We start from the raw sequence: 22178 nt of genomic DNA, 5'->3' as shown, positions 1-22178 counted from the left end.
ACTTCATCATACTGTTCTAAAGCCTGAATCAGGCAGGTTGTGGAGTCCTGGCCACCACTAAAGACGACAACTGCTCGTTTCATGAGTATTCCTGGTAAGTACGTAAAACCGTAAAATATATGGTAACCCTTATACCCGTCATACTTGAAGCGTCATCTGCGTTAGCTTTGTTCACGCACCCGGATATCTTGTTCTTAAACTATCGGTGTTAGCCTTGATCTAGCTTCAATGATTTAGGGGATGCATATTGGCTGCCCAGCATCTTCACACCATCGTGGGTGGCGGTATCCAGGCTTGGGTAAAATCGAACCAACCCCATGCGTTCAGTTCAATGCCATTCACACCGGGTGGCGCACTAATTTGGTACCGGTAATTAAACAGGGGCGACACGATGGCATCGCGCATCAATGCGCTGAACACTTCTTGCAAACGGGTACTGCGGGCATTTTCATCTGGGTGGATTTGCACGGTATCGAGTGTCGCCTGCAAATGTGAGTACTGGCTTTCGGTGAGAACCGCAGGCCACAGCACATCGCTGCGTAACCACTGCTCCAGGGTGTAAACCGGCGCTTCGCCAATTAATCGGTCACCCATCATTAAATCGGCTTTTGCTAACGCTTCACAACGGGTCCAGTTTTTTGCATCGTGGAAAATTAGCGTTAATTGACAACCTAAATCAGAAAGATACGTTTTAAGCTGCTGCGCCATCACGTGCAATTCAACCGGCAAATGATAAAGCAGCGTCAATTGTGGTGGGAGTGTCACCGCGTCGCATTTTTCCCACTCGGGAATTTTCCATCCGGGGATCATCTCATGGCTTGGCATGATCAGCGATTCATCGAGGGGTAGACTGGCGATCAACTGCTGCTGGTGGATTACCTGCATCAGAAAGCGCGCCTGCTCTGCTGTCAATTTGTTGTTCTGCTTTACCGCCAGATAACAAAAGCCGAGGCTAATGCTGTTACTGACTGGGCGCAGATGCACCAGTTCATCTTGCTGGCCAATGGCAATTTGTACCGGATGGCGGCAACTGGTGCCCAGTTCGGTGTCGAACAGTTGTGGGGTTATCCAGTATTCCACCGCTTTAAGTAGCGAATGGCCGAGATGGTAAGACTCAAAGCTCTCGATACGTACCAGATTCTCTTTAAAGCTATTGATACGAAATGGCCCGCAGCCAATTTGTGTATCTTCCGGATGCGCCAGGCGGCTGCAATAACTTGCCAGCCTATGAGCTAGCCAATAATCGGGGTTGTGCAGTACAAAACGGATGCACTGCGCATGGGCAAGCTCAATACTTTTCACGCTGACGAACAAACGCCGCATCGCCGGGAGCGCCAACAGCATCATTAAACGTTGCTGTAGCTGCGTGCTTTCTACCGGCTCGCCATTATGCCAGTGAAGTGTGGAGCGAATAAAAAAGTACCAGTTCAGACCGTCTTCTGAGACTTGCCAATGGTGAGCCAGATCAGGTTGCGGGAGTGCGTTAGATGAGGTGAAACGGGTGAGGCCTGCAAAGATTTGCCCTGCCAAATGCTGTTCGGCACGGCCCGGCAGAAAACCCGGTTGCAATGTTTCTAGCGGACGATAATAGGGAATACGCAGCGTCGGCGTATCATTTTGCCATTGCCCACCCAGAAACGGTTGCAGCAACTGGCGCAATTGTTCCGGTGCAATTTGCGCCAGTTCAAACGCATTTTGGTGCTGCCCTTTGTGCAACACTTGTTCCATCATTCCTGAACGAACGCTTTCTGGCGTCACTAGAAAGGCGAGTGTTCCCCGTTTCCCTCGCCCTGACTGCGCCTGCCAGGTTAACCACCCCGCATCTTGCAGTTGGTGGAGCACCGTTCTCACATGACGTTCACTGCAAAAACAGCGAGCGGCCAAATCGGCGATGGTCACGTGTTGTGTTTCACCAGAGGAAGGTTGCCACAAACGTTGAAACTGATTGAGTCGATTTAACAGACGCATAGCGTTACCTGCAGTGAGAATGCTAACGGGTGTAAACCCGGAACAATTTTCAAAAAGTATTCACTATTAGTTCCGTATATGCCAGGGGATACTGCCAACTCTCGAACGGCTTTAGATCAAATCTTCACAAATCGGAGTGAACATGGCTCGTCTGGCTGCATTTGATATGGATGGTACGCTGCTAATGCCCAATCACCATCTGGGTGAAGAAACGCTGCGTACCCTGAACCGTCTGCGTGAAGAGCGCCAGATGACTCTTGCGTTTGCCACGGGTCGCCATGTGCTAGAAATGCGCCATATACTCGGCTCATTGTCGCTGGAAGCCTATTTAATTACCGGTAATGGTACGCGGATTCACTCAACGGAAGGGGAGTTGCTGCATCAGCAAGACCTGTCACCGGAAGCGGCAGAAATCGTGCTGCATAGCCATTGGGACACTCAGGCCAGCATGCATGCGTTTAACGACAGCGGTTGGATGACGCAGAATGAGATCCCTGAATTACTCCACGCTCACGTCTACAGCGGGTTCAAATATCGCCTGACTGATCTTAAGCGTTTACCTGCCCACCAGGTGACGAAGGTCTGTTTCTGTGGCGATCACGACGATCTCCGTCGATTGAAAATTCAGTTAAATGAAGCGCTAGGCGATAGCGCATTCCTCTGTTTCTCGGCAATAGATTGCCTGGAAGTGTTACCGACAGGCTGCAACAAAGGTTCGGCGCTGAATGTTTTAAGCCAGCATCTGGGTCTGTCGATGAAAGATTGTATGGCGTTTGGCGATGCGATGAATGACCGCGAAATGCTCTCAAGCGTGGGTCATGGTTTGATCATGGGCAACGCGATGACGCAACTGAAAGCAGATTTACCGCATTTGCCTGTCATTGGTCATTGCCAAAAACAGGCCGTTTCGCATTATTTGACACATTGGCTGGATACACCAAACCTCACTTATTCCCCCGAATGACAAGGCTTAAGCCAGCCGGGCAAATGCCCGGCTTTTTTTTACTTAATTAATTCCTGAATCTCCGCCTGCCATGGCTGTAAATCACCGATATTCTCTTTCACCCATTGCGCGTTGTAATAGGTTTCCAGATAACGTTCACCGCTGTCGCAAAGCAGCGTCACAATTGAACCGGTGCGGCCTTGTGCACGCATACGCACGGCGAGTTGCAATACACCCCACATGTTGGTCCCTGTGGAGGCTCCCACTTTGCGGCCCAGCATCGTTTCAAGCCATTGCATGGTGGCAATACTCGCCGCATCAGGGACACGCATCATTTCGTCGATGACATCCGGGATGAACGACGGCTCGCAGCGTGGGCGGCCAATCCCTTCAATTTTGCTGCCCACTGTGCTGCGCAAGCTGCAATCGCGTTTTTGCCAATAATCCATGAACACCGAATTTTCCGGGTCGACAACGGTCAGTTGCGTTGGATACCCCTGATAGCGCAAATAACGGCCAATGGTGGCTGACGTGCCGCCTGTGCCTGCGCTCATCACGATGTAATCTGGCACCGGATGCGGTTCATGTTCCATCTGACGGAAAATACTGTCGGCAATGTTGTTATTGCCTCGCCAGTCGGTTGCGCGTTCAGCGTAAGTGAACTGATCCATATAATGACCGTTTAATTCGCGCGCCAGAGTTTCTGAAACCGCATAAATCTCACAGGCACTGTCCACGAAATGGCAGCGGCCACCATAAAACTCAATCTGCTCAATCTTACGTTTTGCTGTGTAGGCGGGCATGACGGCGATAAACGGCAGCCCTAACAAACGGGCAAAATAGGCCTCTGAAACGGCGGTTGAACCGGAAGACGCCTCAATGATGGTCGTGCCTTCTTTAATCCAACCGTTACACAAACCATATAAAAACAGTGAACGGGCAAGACGATGCTTCAGGCTACCAGTCGGGTGAGTACTTTCATCTTTCAGGTACAACTGAATACCAGGAAAACCAGGCAGTGCCAGGCGAATCAAATGTGTATCCGCGGAGCGTTGGTAATCGGCGTTAATTTCGCTTATAGCGTGGTTTACCCAGGTGCTGGTCATGATGTTGTCCGTTTGTCTATTTGTGCCTAAACTCGTCATACTTCAAGCCGCAGGGGCGTTGGCTGTACTCACTCACCCCAGTCACTTACTCAAGTAAGCTCCCGGGACTCACTCCCTTGCCACCTACCTGCAACTCGAATTATTTAGAGTTAAGAGTAATGCAAAAAGAAGATAAAAAAGTTGCCTTTTAGCCTGTCAGGGGCGTTCAATGGAGAAAAATTTTCTCCCTGAGGCTGTCATGTTAGATAAAATTGACCGCAAGCTGCTATCCTTGTTGCAAAACGACTGTACTCTCTCTTTGCAGACCCTCGCTGATGCCGTTAATCTGACCACCACACCTTGCTGGAAACGCCTGAAACGACTTGAAGACGACGGCATTATTCGGGCAAAAGTCGCGTTATTAGACCCGGAGAAACTCGGCCTCGGTCTGACCGCTTTTGTGCTGATAAAAACCCAGCAACATAGCAGTGAGTGGTACTGCAAATTTGTTTCTGTCGTGGCACAGATGCCCGAAGTGCTCGGTTTCTGGCGTATGGCAGGGGAGTATGACTACCTGATGCGTGTACAGGTAGAAGACATGAAACGGTATGACGATTTTTACAAACGGCTGGTGAACGGTATTCCTGGTTTAAGCGATGTCACTTCGAGTTTTGCCATGGAACAGATAAAATACACCACGGCTTTGCCACTCGAGCGCTGAGTCCCAATAGCCTTTCACTTTTCTGCCCGACTTCGGCAGACAGTAATTCAGGAATCTGACTGCGTGCGATTATTTGCTCAATTAAGCTGGTATTTCACCCGGGAATGGCGACGCTATCTTGGGGCTGTCGCCTTGCTTATTATCATTGCTATCTTGCAACTGGTGCCGCCAAAACTGGTGGGCGTGATTGTCGATGGTGTCACCCAACAGCGCCTTTCTGGAAGCGAGGTGTTGAAGTGGATTGGCGTGATTCTCGCCATTGCGGTGATCGTCTACATGCTACGTTATGTCTGGCGCGTGTTGTTATTCGGGGCGTCCTACCAACTTGCCGTTGAATTGCGCGAAGACTACTACCGCCAGTTAAGCCGCCAACACCCGGAGTTCTACCTTCGTCACCGCACTGGTGATTTAATGGCCCGTGCGACCAACGATGTCGACCGCGTAGTTTTTGCCGCAGGCGAGGGCGTGTTAACTCTTGTTGATTCGCTGGTGATGGGGTGTGCGGTGCTGATCGTGATGTCGACGCAAATCAGCTGGGAACTCACGCTGCTGGCGTTACTACCCATGCCCATTATGGCGCTGGTTATCAAACGCTATGGGGACCAGTTGCATCAACGTTTCAAACTCGCCCAGGCCGCATTCTCAACACTTAACGACAGGACGCAGGAAAGTTTATCCAGCATCCGCATGATCAAAGCATTCGGTCTTGAAGACCGCCAATCCGCACTGTTTGCCGCCGAAGCCAAAGATGCTGGAGTGAAAAACATGAAAGTGGCGCGGGTTGATGCGCGTTTTGACCCTACGATTTATATCACCATCGGTACGGCGAACCTGCTTGCGATCGGCGGTGGCAGTTGGATGGTGATTCAGGGCACACTGACGCTTGGGCAACTCACCAGCTTTGTGATGTACCTTGGCCTGATGATTTGGCCGATGCTGGCGCTGGCGTGGATGTTCAATATCGTTGAGCGCGGCAGTGCGGCGTATAGCCGTATTCGCAGCATGTTGTCCGAAGCGCCTTCAGTCACTGATGGCGACCAGGAAGCGCCTGCCGGACGCGGCACAGTGGACGCCAATATTCAGGCATTCCACTACCCGCAAACGGCACGGCCAACACTTGAAAATGTCTCCTTTACCTTAAAACCGGGCGAAATGTTGGGGCTGTGTGGGCCAACGGGTGCCGGTAAAAGTACCATTTTGTCTCTTCTCCAGCGCCATTTTGACATCGACCAGGGCGAGATTTGTTTCCATGGAATTCCACTGGTGCAGATGCAACTCGACTCCTGGCGCAGCCGCCTGGCGGTGGTAAACCAGACGCCATTCCTGTTCTCGGATACGGTGGCCAGTAATATCGCGCTGGGTAAACCGGGTGCTACGCCGCAAGAAATTGAACATGTTGCCAGGCTTGCCAGCGTTCATGACGATATTCTGCGTTTGCCACAAGGTTACGAAACCGAAGTGGGAGAACGCGGTGTGATGCTTTCTGGCGGCCAAAAACAGCGTATTTCTATCGCCCGCGCATTATTACTCGATGCGGAAATCTTGATCCTCGACGATGCCCTTTCAGCAGTCGACGGGCGTACTGAACACCAAATCCTGTACAACCTGCGTCAGTGGGGCGAAAACCGCACGGTTATTATTAGTGCGCACCGTCTGTCGGCGTTGACCGAAGCCAGTGAGATCCTGGTCATGCAGCACGGGCATGTTGCCCAACGTGGCAATCACGATGGGTTGGTGGGCAAACCGGGTTGGTATCGCGACATGTATCGTTATCAACAATTGGAGGCGGCTCTGGATGATGTGCCAGAAACGACGGTAAACGAGGAGCCCGCCGATGCGTAAATCAATACAGCAATGGCCAACCATAAAACGCCTGCTGGCATATGGTTCACCGTGGCGTAAACCCCTCGCAGGGGCGGTGGTCATGCTGTGGATTGCCGCCGCTGCTGAAGTCAGCGGCCCAATTCTGGTGAGCTATTTCATTGATAACATGGTCTCTGATCATCGTCTGCCTGTCGCGACGGTGGCAGGGCTGGCGACTGCCTACCTGTTTCTGTCTATTTCAGCGGCTGGGCTGCATTACTGGCAGGCTTTATTATTTAACCAGGCGGCGGTTGGCGTGGTGCAAAAACTACGCACAGACGTGATGGACGCCGCGCTACGCCAGCCGCTCAGTACTTTTGATACTCAGCCGGTCGGGCAATTAATTTCCCGCGTCACCAATGACACCGAAGTGATTCGTGATCTCTACGTGACGGTGGTTGCGACCGTATTGCGAAGTGCCGCGTTGATTGGTGCGATGCTGGTGGCGATGTTCAGCCTCGACTGGCGCATGGCATCGGTGGCGATTTGCATCTTCCCAGCCGTCATCATCGTGATGTTCATCTACCAGCGGTACAGCACGCCGATTGTCCGCCGGGTGCGTAGCTATCTGGCGGATATCAACGATGGCTTTAACGAAGTCATTAATGGGATGAGCGTTATCCAGCAGTTCCGCCAACAAGCGCGTTTTGGCGAGCGGATGGGAGCGGCGAGTCGTTCGCACTATTTGGCGCGGATGCAAACCCTGCGCCTGGATGGCTTTTTATTGCGCCCATTGCTGAGCCTGTTTTCTGCGATGGTGCTGTGCGGCCTGTTGATGCTGTTTGGTTTTACTTCAGTCGGGACTATCGAAGTTGGCGTGTTATACGCATTTATCAACTATTTGGGTCGTCTTAATGAACCCCTAATCGAACTGACCACGCAACAATCGATGCTGCAACAAGCGGTGGTTGCGGGGGAACGTGTGTTCGAATTAATGGACGGTAAGCGTCAGGATTACGGCAACGATAACCGGCCGCTGGAAAGCGGCCATATTGAGGTCGACAACGTTTCCTTTGCCTATCGCGGCGATCGCCTGGTGCTGCAAGATATTAACCTCGATGTTCCGGTACGCAGTTTCGTGGCGTTGGTGGGGCATACCGGCAGTGGGAAAAGTACTCTCGCAAACTTACTCATGGGTTATTACCCACTGAGCAACGGCGAAATTCGTCTAGATGGCCGTCCGCTGGACACGCTCAGTCATAGCGTGTTGCGCCAGGGGGTTGCGATGGTGCAACAAGATCCCGTGGTGCTGGCGGACTCCTTCTTTGCCAACGTTACGCTTGGACGCGACATCAGCGAAGCGGCAGTTTGGCAAGCACTGGAAACGGTGCAGCTAGCAGAACTGGCGCGCACCATGAGTGATGGCATATACACACGGTTAGGCGAGCAGGGTAATAATTTATCTGTCGGGCAGAAGCAATTGCTGGCCATGGCCCGAGTATTGGTGGACGCACCGCAGATTTTGATCCTCGATGAGGCGACTGCGAATATCGACTCTGGTACCGAACAAGCCATTCAGCATGCACTGGCAGCGGTGCGTGAGCACACAACGCTTGTGGTGATTGCCCACCGTCTATCGACGATTACTGATGCTGACACTATTTTGGTATTGCATCGTGGACAGGCCGTTGAACGCGGTACACACAGCGAATTGCTTGCAGCACAAGGCCGTTACTGGCAGATGTATCAACTGCAATTGGCGGGTGAAGAATTAGCAGCAGCCACGCACGAAGAGCCTGCGACGGCTTGATGCACCAATATTACGCATAAAACCAGTGGGTATCTCCGCTGGTGCAGAAGCGAAACGCACCATGCACTAAGATGGTGCGTTTTTATCATCTGACAAATTTCTTAATCTCAGCCACCGTCATTTCCTGTCTTTAAACCCTTATACAGCGCGGCTTAACGCGCTGAAAATTCCTGTTTTTCATTTTTGGCATGGCCTTTGCTTTATCTTCATCGTGTTGTTGAAGCAATTACCCAATTCTGACTGGAGGGGATCTATGAAGCTGGTTACCGTGGTGATCAAACCGTTCAAACTCGAAGACGTACGCGAAGCATTGTCTTCAATCGGTATTCAAGGACTGACCGTGACCGAGGTTAAAGGCTTTGGCCGCCAGAAAGGTCATGCAGAGTTGTACCGCGGTGCTGAGTACAGCGTCAATTTCCTGCCTAAAGTGAAAATTGATGTGGCAATTGCCGATGATCAACTCGATGAAGTTATTGATGTCATTAGCAAAGCTGCCTACACCGGCAAGATTGGCGATGGCAAAATTTTCGTTGCTGAACTGCAACGAGTCATCCGCATTCGTACCGGCGAAGCCGACGAAGCTGCACTCTAATCGTCTTGCCACTCGTGAAAGGGATGGAAAAAATGAAGAAATTAGCCTCTATCTTAAGCGTTGTAGCCCTGGCACTTGCGCCATCTATAGCTCTGGCGGCACCGGCTGTCGCCGATAAAGCAGACAACGCTTTTATGATGATTAGCACCGCATTGGTGCTGTTTATGACAATACCTGGGCTGGCGCTGTTTTACGGCGGCCTTATTCGCTCCAAAAACGTGCTGTCGATGCTGACTCAGATAACGGTCACGTTTGCGTTGGTTTGTGTGCTGTGGGTGGTTTATGGCTATTCATTGGCCTTTGGCACTGGTGGCAACTTCTTCGGTAATTTCGACTGGGTATTGCTGAAAAATATTCAACTCACCGCGTTAATGGGATCTTTCTACCAATATATTCACGTTGCGTTCCAGGGTTCCTTCGCGTGTATCACCGTGGGGCTTATTGTTGGTGCGTTAGCTGAACGTATTCGCTTCTCTGCGGTGCTTATCTTCGTTGTGATTTGGCTGACGCTCTCTTATGTGCCGATTGCGCATATGGTGTGGGGTGGTGGCTTGCTGGCATCGCATGGTGCGATGGACTTCGCGGGCGGTACAGTCGTACACATCAATGCCGCGGTTGCGGGCCTGGTGGGGGCTTACCTGATTGGCAAACGTGTGGGTTACGGTAAAGAAGCATTCAAACCACATAACCTGCCAATGGTGTTCACCGGTACGGCAATCCTGTACTTCGGTTGGTTTGGCTTCAACGCGGGCTCTGCAAGTGCAGCAAACGAAATCGCAGCACTGGCCTTTGTGAACACGGTTGTGGCAGCAGCGGCTGCAGTCCTCGGTTGGGTATTTGGTGAATGGGCATTGCGTGGCAAACCTTCTTTGCTGGGCGCGTGTTCCGGTGCGATTGCAGGCCTGGTGGGTATCACTCCAGCATGTGGTTATGTTGGCGTCGGCGGTGCACTGATTATCGGTATCGTGGCGGGCCTGGCGGGTTTGTGGGGCGTAACTCTGCTGAAAAAATGGCTGCGTGTGGATGACCCTTGCGATGTGTTCGGAGTCCACGGCGTGTGCGGTATCGTAGGTTGTGTCATGACCGGTATCTTTGCTGCGACTTCTCTTGGTGGTGTGGGCTATGCAGAAGGCGTGACCATGGGCCATCAGGTACTGGTGCAGTTGGAAAGTATCGGTGTGACGATTGTCTGGTCTGCGGTTGTGGCGTTCATCGGCTTCAAGGTTGCTGACCTGACTGTGGGTCTGCGTGTACCAGAAGAGCATGAGCGTGAAGGTCTGGATGTGAACAGCCATGGCGAAAATGCTTACAACGCATAAGTAAGGCGTGAATGAGAAAGGCGGAGCACAGGCTCCGCCTTTTTTATGCGTTAAAAATAGACACCCAATAACTCTTAGCCACGCTTACGCATCACACCTTCTTGCACCGTTGACGCAACTAACACGCCATCGCGTGAATAAAACTCGCCGCGAACAAAGCCACGTGCACTGGAAGCAGAAGTACTTTCCACGCAATACAAAAGCCAGTCATTCATATCAAACGGACGATGGAACCACATTGAGTGATCGATGGTGGCTACTTGCATGCCTGGCTCAAGGAAACCGACTCCGTGAGGCTGAAGTGCTACGGGCAGGAAGTTAAAATCAGAGGCATAACCCAGCAGGTACTGATGCACGTGCAATTCTGTCGGCATGATACCGTTGGCCCGCATCCACACCTGGCGTACCGGCTCATCGACATGCCCTTGCATTGGGTTGTGGAACACCACAGGGCGGATTTCGAGCGGCTTTTCACAGAGAAACTTCTCTTTCAGACTCAGAGGTAGCAGCTTTTCAAATGCCATGGCGATTTCTGTTTCTGACTTCAGATTTTCTGGCGCCGGGGCCCCTGGCATGACTTTTTGATGTTCAAAACCGGGTTCTGGCGCCTGGAAAGAGGCCGTCATATAGAAAATCGGTTTGCCATTTTGAATCGCCGCAACGCGACGAGCGCTGAAACTATTGCCATCGCGCAGGTTTTCGACGTCATAAACAATAGGCTTTTGGCTATCGCCTGGACGCAGAAAATAACTGTGGAATGAATGCACCATACGTTCAGCGGGTACCGTTTCGTTGGCGGCATACAACGCCTGGCCTACGACTTGTCCACCGAATACCTGACGTAAACCTAAGTCTTCGCTCTGGCCACGAAAAATACCTTCTTCAATCTTTTCCAGATTGAGTAATGCCAACAAATTGCTGAGCGCCTGACTCATAAAGTGTCCTCAATAAAAAATATACCCATCGCCCTTCAAACTGCAGGGTTGTTGGCTGCTTTCATTCACCCAAATCACTGGCTTGAGTAAGCTCATCGGGGCTCATTCAATTGCCGCCTACCTGCTTCTTGAAGAAGTAAGGGTATTCTAAAAGTGCAATGGGCCTGATTATAACAGGTTTCCAAAAATCTCAACTCAGTGGCCCGACCTGATGATGTGTTTCAGTTTTGGGCAAAATCCAGTGTTATGTGCCACACTTAGCGTGATAAGTAAGTTTAACCACTCATTACTTGTGGGCCAACAGCCTACTGGTGCATTGATGATAAGGAGAACAAATCAATGAAATTTGTGCACACGTTAAGTGGTTTAGCGATTGCTATGGCGATGGTTGGATGCGCGCAAAAAAGTGCTGACATCCCAACGCCTGCCCCTGCTGCAACAACGTCATCGGCAGCGGCATTGACGCAGTCTGATATACAACAACCTAATGTTGCGGGTACAATTTGGATTCGTCAGAATGTTGCACTACCGCCTGATGCGGTGCTAACAGTGACGTTATCTGATGCATCTTTGGCGGATTCTCCGTCAAGAGTGCTGGCGCAGAAAGCGGTTCGTACAGAAGGGAAGCAATCTCCATTCAGCTTTGTGTTACCGTTTAACCCTGCAGATATTCAACCTAACGCGCGCATTATCCTGAGCGCGGCCATCACCGTAAATAACCAGCTGATATTTATCACTGATAATATTCAGCCAGTCATTAACAATGGTGGGACTAAAGCAGATCTGACATTGGTGCCTGTCCAGCAAACGGCGGTTCCAGTCCAGGACAGTGGTGGTGCGGTAACGACCGTTCCGTTGACCTCTCCGACTCAAGTTAACCCGTCGTCAGCGGTTCCAGCTCCAACACAGTTCTGATGTTAAGCGCCTCTTTATGAGGCGCTTTTTAGTCATTCCAGCGATAACGCTGCAGATCAATTTGCCCATCGCCCGAAACCATAATCCCTTCTGAAAGCAAAGCTTGCCGCTGGCGTTGTAGATCCGGGCCGGTCAACGAAATCGTGCCATGACGATTCACGACCCGATGCCACGGTAGTTTACTGCCTTCAGGTAAGCGCTTGAGCACACCGCCCACTTGTCGTGCTGCGCGAGGCGAACCAGCCAGACGAGCCACATCGCCATAGGTCGTGACGTAACCCTCAGGAATAGCAGCAATAATCTGATAAACCCGCTGCGGGAATGAGTCGTTATTATCCATAGCACACTCCAAATCAGGATGCCGTTAAGGATAATCGTCGTGCGCTAAACTAGAAAGAAAAATAGGGACTGCGCAAGAAAGCAACACCTGACCGCTGCTAGCTTGCAATTGCCGGGGGCAACATGGATAATGCGCCAGCGCGTTAGGTAACTAGCGCTCTCAATGGGGGCCCTGTTGGTTCTCCCGCAACACTAATTTGTGAATTCGGTCAGGTCCGGAAGGAAGCAGCCGCAGCAGATGACGTGTGTGCCGGGATGTAGCTGGCAGGGCCCCCACCCAATTCTGGCAAGTGCATGATATCCATCATGTAAACCCTCTATTTAGTGCATTGAAACGTTACTGATACAATTTTTGTGTATCACTTAGTACGCTATCAATGTCACATCTGATGTTATTCCGTCACATAATCCATCACATAATCCGGTTCCACCAAAAAATTAAGCAGCCCAGCATTCGTGTCAGTATAAAATCCGACCGTTACTGGCACTTTAATATTCAGTTCAGTGATTTTACGACTATTAATAAATGCTACGGTTGGAGGTCACCTGAGTATTTTAGTGACGAATACTTTTATCCCTACAGACGGTGATTTATTTCCTCACACTTTGCATTTTTTGTATGAATTTTATTGGTACAAATCAGGGGTGAAGGAGAACTTTCTACTTGATAATTAACTTTATTATAAATATCTATTTATCATAACGCCTGAAGTATATTGTGCATTTGCCTGACTGGCGGTGAATAAGTTCACAATATTTCGCGTCGTTCTTGTTTGCGCTAAATTTTTCCAGTGTTGTTCCGATAATACCGATGGGCCAGGTTTTTTATTGCCTGGGAATTATTTAAGGAACGGTATATGTCCTGGTTGGTTTCCACACTACGGAATGTCAGAATTTCACGCAAACTTTATATAGGTTTTGGAATTGTCTTACTGCTGGTGGCTATTGCGACTGCACTCAGCGTGGTACGATTTAAAGAAATCCGCAATATCTATGAAAAAACCAACCTGATTTACAACGTTAATATTGAAGTCTTCCAGGCCAAAATTAACCGACTGAAGTATTTCTATCTGGCTGATGATAAATCCCGGCAAACCATGGTGGGCTTTGTGGCTCACGCCAAGGAATTGATAGATGAGGCGCATACGCTAAGTTGGACAGATGAAGAATTAAAACACGTTAATGACACGGGCTTGCATCTCGAGAGTTTCCAAAAAAGTATTCAGGGCATGGAGGTGGCTACCAACAAAATCAAAACCTTCGCCGATGATATCGATAAGCTCAATAATCAGGAATATTTAGCGGCAGTGGCCGAACTCAAGCAGGCTGAGGATCGGGTTAAAGTTGCCGGGGACAAAAGTAGCGTTTCGATAAAAGCAGTGATTTCGCTGGTCAAGGTCAGCAACGATAAACTGGCGTTTAACTCCGCAAATATCACCCTGGGAATTGGTGCGATCGCCATTCTGATTGGTATCCTGGTTTCGTTCTATATCACCCGGCTGATAACACGGCCTGTGGTGGAAAACCTGGCGCTGGCCGAACGCATTGCCAGCGGTGACCTGAGCGCCACGATACACACCGACCGTCAGGATGAGTTAGGTAAGCTTACGCAGGCGATGGGCATGATGAACGATAAGCTGCGCACCATGATTGGTGATGTCCGCGACAGCGTCGCAAGCGTCTCGGATTCTGCGGCAAAGATTGCTAACGGTAATAATGATCTCTCATCGCGCACCGAGCAACAGGCCGCCGCCGTGGTAGAAACAGCGGCGAGCATGGAAGAACTGACGGCGACAGTTAAAAACAACGCCGATAACGCACGTCACGCCAGCCAGATTGCCGCCCAGGCTTCGGAGAATGCTGGCAAAGGCGGTAAAGTGGTCAGCGAGGTTATCGCCACGATGGGCAATATTTCTGCCAGTTCAAAGAAAATTGCCGATATCACTGCCGTCATTAATAGCATCGCCTTTCAGACCAATATTCTGGCCCTCAATGCCGCGGTAGAAGCGGCACGCGCGGGTGAACAAGGGCGTGGATTTGCCGTAGTGGCAAGTGAAGTGCGTAGCCTGTCCCAGCGCAGTTCTCAGGCGGCAAAAGATATTGCTGGACTTATCGAAGAGTCAGTATCCCGTATAAATTTGGGCAGTGAACTTGTCAGCCATGCGGGTGAAACCATGACACAGATTGTCGCATCTGTAACGCATGTGAATGATATTATGGATGAAATAACTTCAGCTTCTGAAGAGCAGAGTCGTGGTATCGATCAGATTGCCCGCGCAGTGGGGGAGCTAGATACGACTACCCAGCAAAATGCCTCACTGGTGATGGAGTCATCAGTCTCTGCTAATTCTCTGGAGGAGCAGGCGGTATTGCTTGAGAAACTGGTCTCTCACTTCCGGGTAGAGCCAGTGGGTATTTGAGCGATAAATATGTCGAGATGATTCAGCTTTCAGGTGACAATATTACTGGTCACGATAATGGTGAAGCAGATTACGCTATTGCTTTGAAGTAAGCGGGTTTGCTGGAAGGTGTTGGCACAATTTTAATCGCAGGAGTTCTTTTTTGAACTGCCTGCGAACCCAGCGCTACCTGCGCGTTGCTTTACCCAGCCATTGCCGTGTCGCTGATTTTTAAGTTTGTTGATATGGCTCCGGAGCCAACCTCATCCCCAACAACGTGATGACGCAAATAATGGCACCGGCATAGAAGGTCGATGCCGCCCCCCATGTTTCCCATACAATCCCGGCCCCCAGACTGGCTAGCAACAGTGAAACACCACTCACCAGGTTAAACATGCCGAATGCCGTGCCACGCAAATCTGCTGGCGCGGTATTGGCGATCATCGCGGCCAGCAACCCTTGGGTTATCCCCATGTGGATCCCCCACAATGCCACACCAAGCAGAAGCCCCATCCAATGAGTACTCACGGCCAGCGTGAGATCCGCCACAATCAACACCAGTAACCCCGCCTGTAGCATTTTGCTGTGGCTCATACGATCAGACAGCTTGCCAAAAGGATAGGCCGACATGGCATAGAGCAAATTCATTGCAACCATGACCAACGGGATCAAGGCCAGCGGAACATCCATCTGCAGCGCCCGCAATACCAGAAAAGCCTCACTGAAGCGGGCCAGGGTGAAGACCGCACCGAGCCCAACAACCCACCAATAAGTTTGCCCCAGTCGCCGCAGGTTTTCACGCCGAATGGGATTGCTGCGCTTATGTTCAATAAGGGATTTGGGTTCCTGAAGACCGAAAAAGAGTAAAGCAATGGCCAGTACGCCCGGGATCACCGCCACCCAGAAAATAGCCCGGAAGTCATCGTGCCACAGTAACATCAAACCGACGGCCAACAGTGGCCCCAGAAAAGCGCCGACAGTATCGAGTGACTGACGCAGACCATAGGCCGCACCGCGGATTTCAGGTGGCGTGACATCGGCCACCAGTGCATCTCTGGGGGCACCACGAATCCCCTTACCCACGCGATCGATCATGCGTGCGCCAAACACCAGGCCGGCACCCGATGCTAATGCAAACAACGGCTTACTCAGTGCACCCAGCCCATACCCTAATAATGCTAACCCCTTGCGTTTGCCCAGATAGTCACTGAGCACACCGGAAAAGACTTTGATGATTAATGCGGTAGCTTCTGCCAGACCTTCAATCAGGCCAATGAGCACCACGCTGGTTCCTAAGGTGGTAGCCATAAAAAGTGGCAGCAAACTGTGGATCATTTCGGAAGACACGTCCATCAGCATACTGACCCCCCCCAGAACCCAGACGCCTTTGGGGATGCGCCTTAACATAGAAAAGCGAGCTAACATCATTCCTCTCCAACACAATGGGCATAACTGCAATCAGCCGATCATTAAACCACCATCCCCCGGCCTGCGTAACTCCCTGTTTGCGCGAGGTTATCCCAAATAGGTTTCAAACGTTCCAGCGCTGTGCGCATCTGCGCAGGCTCTAGTGTAAAAGGCAATCTCAAATATCGTTCAAACGCCCCTTCGGTTCCAAAGCGTGGGCCTGCGCCTATGCGAATACCGATTGATTCCGCGCTGGCGGCAAACACCGTTGCCAGCGGTTTTGGCAGCTCAATCCACCAGGATAAGCCACCTTCTGGCACGACTGTTATTTTCCAGTCCGGGAATAACGCCCGGATTGCTTCACTACAGGCATCTCTATGCTGGCGCAGCATTTGGCGCCGCCCTGGCAGGAAGTTATCTGCTTCGTTAAACAAGTGGATTGCTGCGAGCTGTTCCAGTACCGGCGAACCTAAATCCAGGGTGTCGCGGATTTGAATCAGCGATGCAATGGTGCGCGCTGAGGCTCGAATCCAACCTATTCTCATGCCACCCCAGAAACTTTTCCCACCCGAACCCAGGGTGATTATCCGGTCATCGGTATCAAATGCCGCCAGCGGTAGCGGGGGGGGAACGTCAAACCATAAATCAACCATGGTTTCATCAACCACCACGGTGGTACGCGTGCGAGCAGCGATTTCGGCGATAGCGATACGCGTAGCCACGTCCATACAACGCCCGGTGGGGTTATGGAAATCCGCAATCAAATAGGCGAGCCTTGGGGAGGTTTGCGCAATAGTGGCCGCCAGCCCCTCTGTGTCCCAACCCTGTTCGGTCAGACTAACGGGGACAGCACGGCACGACGCACCTTTAATTGCCGTCAGTGCCATCGGATAAGTAGGATGGTCCATGACGACCCGATCACCTGGGCCTGTCAACAGACGCAGGATCAACCCAAAGCCACTAAGCGCACCGTTGACTATCATAATCTGGTCGGCGTGAGTCGGCAGCCCTCGGGTAGCATAACGTCGCGCGATAACCTGACGCAGTTCCGGTAAACCCTGCTGGTTGTAACCGGTCGAACCCAAATGTTCTGGTAAGGCAATCAGCGCGTTAGCATAGGCCTGATGAATCTCCGGCCCGGCAGCCAGTGCGGCGGTGGAAAGATCTAACGTTGCCGCCTGACCGGGGAGTGGAGAAACAGATTGTCGCCCTTCGGGCAGCATGGTGACAGAACCCGAACCTTGTCGGCTTGCCAGGTATCCTTCATCACGCAATTGCGCAAGTGCGGTCGCCACAGTCGTGCGGCTAATACCGAGCGCCGTTGCCAACTCACGTTCTCCCGGTAGGCGGCTGTCGAGCGGTAAACGCCCATCCAGAATCAACAACCGTAGCCCGTCCGCCAACTGGCGATAAACCGGGGTGCGGGGTAAATCCTGTTGCCAGTTACCCAGCAATTTCGTCAGAGATGATGAACCGGTTCTGCGCTGTGCCATAGCAATCCACTTTGTATTAACTGGACCTTAATATCAGGTCCATTTTGCGTAAAAGTAAAGCGACAAATGAATACTGAGGTGAAGATAATGATCGCTCGTCGCTTACTGCAACTGTATACCGGCCTGGTTCTGTATGGCGTTTCCACGGCGATGTTCGTGCGGGCCAATTTAGGGGCCGATCCCTGGAATGTGTTCCACCTCGGGGTGGCGCGGATCTTCTCTTTAAATATCGGCATGGTGATGATCGTGGTGGGGGCACTGGTATTGCTTCTGTGGATCCCGCTACGCCAGAAACCTGGGCTTGGGACTATCAGCAACGTGATTGTGTTGGGCCTGGCCGCTGATGCCGCGCTCGCTTTGATGCCGCCAATTGAATCGATGGTGATGCGTAGCATTTTGTTGCTGGCAGCCATCTTTGTGAATGCGATAGCGACGGGAATGTATATCGGTGCGGGGTTTGGATCAGGCCCGCGAGATGGCTTAATGACCGGGATTAACGCGCGGACCGGTTGGTCGGTGCGCAGCGTGCGCACTGCAATTGAATTGACGGTTTTATTGGTGGGTTGGTTGATGGGCGGTACATTTGGTGTCGGTACGGTGCTGTATGCGCTGGCGATTGGCCCATTGATTCAACTGTGCTTGCCATGGTTTAGCATTCGCTCAAGCCAGAAAACCCCGCAGGTGGAACCGACGGTCGTGCCTTAACGTGAAAGCTGTGCTAAACATTGTTTTATCACTGGAAGCACTATCCCCATTGGATGAGGTAACAGATGAACAGCACGGTCATCAGTAACGCGGCGGCACACTGGAATAGCTATCAGTTAGCAGAGATTTTATCCCACTGTTTTGAAGGGTATTTGGTCTCTTTCACCATTGACGGTGAGACGTTTGCCTCGCGTTTTGCCGCTGAAGATATCAGCCTCAATGACAGTCGAGTCTGGACGCAAAATGGTGAACCGAAAGCGTTGGCTATTATCACTCGCCGTGGTCGATCCTGCCGCCTCGCCGCATTTGCCATTCGCCCAGAGCTACGTGGGCAGGGGGTAGGCAAGCGGCTCATGAAACAATTAATCAATGAAGCGCGAGCCCGTGGCGACCGAAATATGTGGCTGGAAGTCATTGTCGGTAACGACAGTGGGCTTGCGTTATATGAGCGTATGGGATTTGTGCGTCAGCAGACATTAGTCGGGTTTAGTGCCGTCAGTTCCACGCTGTTTACCGCAACGGGGGAATTGCAGGAAATTGACCCGATGGTGATGGCTAAAAAAATGATGACCGATGCCAGCCTGCAGTTGCCATGGCTGAGTGCACCAGAAACACTTTATAAATTAGTGGGTAAAGCATTTGTACTTAACGACGTTGCTTACGCCATGGTCGCGACTGCTCCGCAAGGGTTCCGCGTGCGCATGCTGTATGTTGAGCCTGCGGCGCGTGGCCAGGGGCAGGCGAAAAAATTACTCACTCTGCTGCGCGAGCGTTTTGCTGGGCTTAACACCGCAACGGCTATTCCTGAGCCAATGGCACCGATTTTTTTAAGAAGCGGCTACCGTCAAGATACGATTACGCAATATGAAATGCTGCTTAAGTTCTGAGTCGGCATTTTTCATTCTCAACGACTAAACTTATCAATCGTAATCATCACGGGTGGAAAACATCCCCCCGTCTTCCTCACACCGTGGAGGTTTACAATGCCTTATGTTGATGGTTTCGTTGTTGCTGTACCGGCAGCAAATAAGGACGCGTATAAGCAAATGGCCGCGAAAGCGGCGCCGCTATTCAAAGAGTTTGGTGCGGTACGCGTAGTAGAATGTTGGGCTGATGATGTGCCCGATGGAAAGCTCACTGATTTTCGTATGGCAGTGAAAGCCGAAGAGAGCGAAGAAGTGGTTTTCAGCTGGATTGAATATCCGTCTAAAGAAGTGCGTGATGAAGCGAATGCCAAAATGATGTCTGACCCGCGAATGAAAGAGTTTGGCGAGTCGATGCCATTCGATGGCAAACGCATGATTTATGGTGGCTTTGCACCAATTCTTGACGAGTAAAACCGGCGGATGACGCTAACCCTCCCCAACTTGCTTTAGGCCCGTGGGGTGAGAGTCGCGTCATCCGACTTGCAAAAAACACTAAACCTGCAACTCGCGCAACAATCCAAATGCCTGCTTCATATGGGCTTCACTCACAATAAATGCCCGCAACTGCTGCTCATCATCATAGCCTTTCGCGACTAAACCTTGTGGCTCGACTGAAATTTGCCAATGCAAATCAGTACGCTGCGTTTCACCCGCTAAATGTAAAGGCAACTCAGGTGTTTTGACTTTCACCAGCATCGCCGGGAGTACCAGACCGTCTGCGGCACCCAACAGATTTTTGGCGAGCGTCATGGCGCTAAATTGAATCGGTTGCAGGAACGGCAGCACCATGCCGTCTATTTCTGCGCAATCTCCGAGCGCGTAGATATTGGCATCCGAGGTTTGCAACTGGCGATTGACCTCAATACCCCGATTCACGCTCAACCCGGCATTTTGCGCCAGCCCAACATTGGGGCGCAGACCCATTGCGGAGACAACTGCATCCACATTGACCATTCTCCCATTACTCAACGTGGCATTAATGCCTTGTGCTGTTTTTGACAACGTTTCAAGTTGCTGATTAAACAATAGCTCTACACCCATACTAACCAGACGATGCTGAAGGCGGCTGCTGACTTCCGCTGGCATCAGCGAGGCAAGCAGGCTATTGGCGTTATCCACCACTATCACCTTTTTACCCGCACGGCAAAAATCCATCGCCAGTTCTGTGCCAATCAAACCACCACCCACAATCATGACTCGCTCGGCCTCACGAAGTGACGACTCGCAGGCCATAAACTCTTGTTGGCTGTTCAGTGTCAACATCAGTTCTTTTCCCGGAATCGGGGGAAGCAGGGCGCTTGAACCGGTCGCCAGCACCAGTTTGTCGTATGGCCATTGTTGGTCACCGCATTTTACCAAACGCTGGTGGGGATCGATGGCAGACACCCAACTGTTGGGGTTGAGGATCACATTAAACTGCTCGGCAAACTCACTGGCAGATTGGCGAGTCAGGTCGTCAGCCCGCTGATTGAGACTGACAACATGGCTAAGATCGGGTTTGTTGTATTCATCCATACTGTCGGCGGCAATCAGGCGCACAGGAACCTGAGCATCATGCTTGCGGATATTTTTAACCAATTGGCGGGCGGCAAAGCCCGAACCAATAATTACGATGCCATGTTCCATTTTGCCTCCGTTGCCAGCTCATCAAAGACGTCTTTGCCCAGTGAACATTCCGGGCACAGGAAAGTATCAGGGACTTCACTCCATGGCGTTCCGGGTGCGACATCTTGCATAGACTCACCGGTTTGCGGGTCGTAAATCCATTGGCAAACACTGCACTGCATTTGTGGGCCTAAATCGGCGCAGGTTTTCACCTCGACAACGCTTTTTTGTGGTGCGGGAACCGGTGTGCAAACCAGCGGTGTTAGCGCCCATTGGCGGGCAATTTCACGGCCATGTTCGCGGCAGATTTCAAGGGCATCGATATCCGGACGCCATTTTGCTTTCAGGCTAAGGGACATTTCGAATCCGGCATCCTGCAAGCGGGTAGAAAGACGGTCTACTGCACCGCCGCTCCAGCCATGGGAACCGAACGCGCTGCCACGTTTATTGCGAAAACGCAGCCCTGTCATTTCCTCAACCAGACCTGCAATTTTCGGCATCATCACGTTGTTCATCGTGGACGTCCCAACCAGCACGCCTTTGGAACGGAATACATTAGTCAGAATTTCGTTTTTATCATGACGGGCGACGTTAAAGATTTTAACCGCCACGCGTGGGTCAACTTCGTTAATACCCTGGGCGATAGCGTCCGCCATCATGCGGGTATTGTTGGACATGGTGTCGTAGAAAATCGTGATGCGATCTTCCTGATAATCTGCCGCCCACTTCAAATACAGTTCAACAATTTGTGTAGGGTTATCACGCCACACCACGCCGTGCGAGGTGGCAATCATATCCACCGGCAAGTTAAAGCCGAGGATTTCGGTAATTTTTGGGGTGACCAGACGGCTGAACGGCGTCAAAATATTGGCGTAGTAACGTTGGCACTGATCAAACAATTCAGTTTGATCGACTTCATCGTTAAACAGATGCTCATCACAGTAATGCTGGCCGAAAGCGTCGTTACTGAATAACACCGCATCGCCAGTCATATAAGTCATCATGCTGTCAGGCCAGTGCAGCATCGGGGTTTCAACAAAGATGAGCTGCTTACCGTTGCCAATATCCAGGTTGTCTCCGGTTTTCACCACATGGAAATTCCACTCTGGGTGATGGTGATGACCATTGATGGAATCTACGCCGTTGGCGGTACAGTAAATTGGCGTATTGGGAATGCGTGACATCAACTCAGTCAACGCACCAGCATGGTCCT

Annotated in this window: 20 protein-coding genes and 1 other RNA gene; 12 read left to right on the top strand and 9 right to left on the bottom strand. The window is 51.3% G+C overall.

Annotated features, from left to right (window positions below; all coding sequences use genetic code 11):
* Window positions 1-83, bottom strand: an 83-nt coding sequence (locus tag VJY99_RS00560; RefSeq protein WP_324115324.1) for a 7-cyano-7-deazaguanine synthase, incomplete at its 3' end; no start/stop codon positions are given.
* Window positions 84-264: 181 nt separating this feature from the next.
* Window positions 265-1968, bottom strand: coding sequence for an SgrR family transcriptional regulator (locus VJY99_RS00555; protein WP_324115316.1), 1704 nt, complete (start codon window positions 1966-1968; stop codon window positions 265-267).
* A 142-nt stretch (window positions 1969-2110) separates the two neighbouring features.
* Here VJY99_RS00555 and cof point away from each other — a divergent pair, with 142 nt between their 5' ends.
* On the top strand, window positions 2111-2932 hold the full coding sequence (gene cof / locus VJY99_RS00550) for an HMP-PP phosphatase (protein WP_324115314.1): 822 nt from the start codon (window positions 2111-2113) through the stop codon (window positions 2930-2932).
* A 38-nt stretch (window positions 2933-2970) separates the two neighbouring features.
* Here the strand turns inward: cof and VJY99_RS00545 are convergent, their stop codons facing one another.
* A complete protein-coding gene (locus VJY99_RS00545; protein WP_324115312.1) occupies window positions 2971-4017 on the bottom strand; it encodes a PLP-dependent cysteine synthase family protein in 1047 nt (348 codons plus the stop codon).
* A gap of 238 nt (window positions 4018-4255) precedes the next feature.
* Between VJY99_RS00545 and VJY99_RS00540 the strand changes: the two genes are divergently transcribed.
* From VJY99_RS00540 to amtB, 5 genes are all read left to right on the top strand, one after another.
* Entirely contained in the window at window positions 4256-4717 is a 462-nt protein-coding gene (locus tag VJY99_RS00540; protein ID WP_324115322.1) for an Lrp/AsnC family transcriptional regulator, read from the top strand.
* A 63-nt stretch (window positions 4718-4780) separates the two neighbouring features.
* Complete coding sequence (locus tag VJY99_RS00535; protein ID WP_324115310.1) at window positions 4781-6559, top strand: SmdA family multidrug ABC transporter permease/ATP-binding protein; 1779 nt, start codon at window positions 4781-4783, stop codon at window positions 6557-6559.
* Window positions 6552-8330, top strand: coding sequence for a SmdB family multidrug efflux ABC transporter permease/ATP-binding protein (locus VJY99_RS00530; protein ID WP_324115308.1), 1779 nt, complete (start codon window positions 6552-6554; stop codon window positions 8328-8330). Before VJY99_RS00535 ends, VJY99_RS00530 begins: the two co-directional genes overlap by 8 nt.
* 253 nt (window positions 8331-8583) lie before the next feature.
* A complete protein-coding gene (glnK, locus tag VJY99_RS00525) occupies window positions 8584-8922 on the top strand; it encodes a P-II family nitrogen regulator (protein WP_002891893.1) in 339 nt (112 codons plus the stop codon).
* A gap of 32 nt (window positions 8923-8954) precedes the next feature.
* Window positions 8955-10241 carry an ammonium transporter AmtB gene (gene amtB, locus VJY99_RS00520; protein ID WP_324115306.1) on the top strand — a complete coding sequence of 429 codons (1287 nt, stop codon included), beginning with the start codon at window positions 8955-8957 and terminating at the stop codon, window positions 10239-10241.
* A gap of 74 nt (window positions 10242-10315) precedes the next feature.
* Here the strand turns inward: amtB and tesB are convergent, their stop codons facing one another.
* Complete coding sequence (gene tesB / locus VJY99_RS00515) at window positions 10316-11176, bottom strand: acyl-CoA thioesterase II (RefSeq protein ID WP_324115304.1); 861 nt, start codon at window positions 11174-11176, stop codon at window positions 10316-10318.
* A gap of 339 nt (window positions 11177-11515) precedes the next feature.
* On the opposite strand from tesB, the gene VJY99_RS00510 reads away from it, so the two are divergent.
* Window positions 11516-12091 carry a YbaY family lipoprotein gene (locus tag VJY99_RS00510; RefSeq protein WP_324115302.1) on the top strand — a complete coding sequence of 192 codons (576 nt, stop codon included), beginning with the start codon at window positions 11516-11518 and terminating at the stop codon, window positions 12089-12091.
* Between the two features lie 28 nt (window positions 12092-12119).
* On the opposite strand, the gene VJY99_RS00505 is transcribed toward VJY99_RS00510, so the two are convergent.
* Window positions 12120-12431 (bottom strand): MGMT family protein, encoded by a 312-nt coding sequence (locus VJY99_RS00505; protein WP_324115300.1) that lies wholly within the window; start codon window positions 12429-12431, stop codon window positions 12120-12122.
* 172 nt (window positions 12432-12603) lie between these two features.
* Here VJY99_RS00505 and ffs point away from each other — a divergent pair.
* Window positions 12604-12700, top strand: an RNA gene (gene ffs / locus VJY99_RS00500) — signal recognition particle sRNA small type.
* 587 nt (window positions 12701-13287) lie between these two features.
* Window positions 13288-14850: a methyl-accepting chemotaxis protein gene (locus tag VJY99_RS00495; RefSeq protein WP_324115298.1), complete on the top strand. Its 1563-nt coding sequence runs from the start codon at window positions 13288-13290 to the stop codon at window positions 14848-14850.
* A 210-nt stretch (window positions 14851-15060) separates the two neighbouring features.
* On the opposite strand, the gene VJY99_RS00490 is transcribed toward VJY99_RS00495, so the two are convergent.
* Together VJY99_RS00490 and VJY99_RS00485 are read right to left on the bottom strand one after the other, a co-directional pair.
* Entirely contained in the window at window positions 15061-16254 is a 1194-nt protein-coding gene (locus VJY99_RS00490) for an MFS transporter (protein WP_324115320.1), read from the bottom strand.
* Between the two features lie 44 nt (window positions 16255-16298).
* Entirely contained in the window at window positions 16299-17729 is a 1431-nt protein-coding gene (locus tag VJY99_RS00485) for a PLP-dependent aminotransferase family protein (RefSeq protein WP_324115296.1), read from the bottom strand.
* Window positions 17730-17819: 90 nt separating this feature from the next.
* Here VJY99_RS00485 and VJY99_RS00480 point away from each other — a divergent pair, with 90 nt between their 5' ends.
* The 3 genes from VJY99_RS00480 to VJY99_RS00470 all read left to right on the top strand — a co-directional run bounded on the left by VJY99_RS00480 (window position 17820) and on the right by VJY99_RS00470 (window position 19771).
* Window positions 17820-18434 carry a hypothetical protein gene (locus VJY99_RS00480; RefSeq protein WP_324115318.1) on the top strand — a complete coding sequence of 205 codons (615 nt, stop codon included), beginning with the start codon at window positions 17820-17822 and terminating at the stop codon, window positions 18432-18434.
* 65 nt (window positions 18435-18499) lie between these two features.
* On the top strand, window positions 18500-19321 hold the full coding sequence (locus tag VJY99_RS00475) for a GNAT family N-acetyltransferase (protein ID WP_324115295.1): 822 nt from the start codon (window positions 18500-18502) through the stop codon (window positions 19319-19321).
* Window positions 19322-19417: 96 nt separating this feature from the next.
* Window positions 19418-19771, top strand: a complete 354-nt coding sequence (locus VJY99_RS00470; RefSeq protein ID WP_324115293.1) for a DUF1428 domain-containing protein — start codon at window positions 19418-19420, stop codon at window positions 19769-19771.
* An 81-nt stretch (window positions 19772-19852) separates the two neighbouring features.
* Here VJY99_RS00470 and norW read toward each other — a convergent pair whose 3' ends face one another.
* Window positions 19853-20986, bottom strand: coding sequence for an NADH:flavorubredoxin reductase NorW (norW, locus tag VJY99_RS00465; RefSeq protein ID WP_324115291.1), 1134 nt, complete (start codon window positions 20984-20986; stop codon window positions 19853-19855).
* A partial coding sequence (gene norV, locus VJY99_RS00460; RefSeq protein ID WP_324115289.1) for an anaerobic nitric oxide reductase flavorubredoxin occupies window positions 20968-22178 on the bottom strand: 1211 nt, incomplete at its 5' end. The genes norW and norV, both read right to left, overlap by 19 nt.

Source organism: Buttiauxella sp., assembly GCF_035271705.1.
GTDB lineage: Bacteria > Pseudomonadota > Gammaproteobacteria > Enterobacterales > Enterobacteriaceae > Buttiauxella.
The sequence above is the reverse complement of the archived record's forward strand: the minus strand, read 5'-3'. Positions and strand labels throughout refer to the sequence as shown.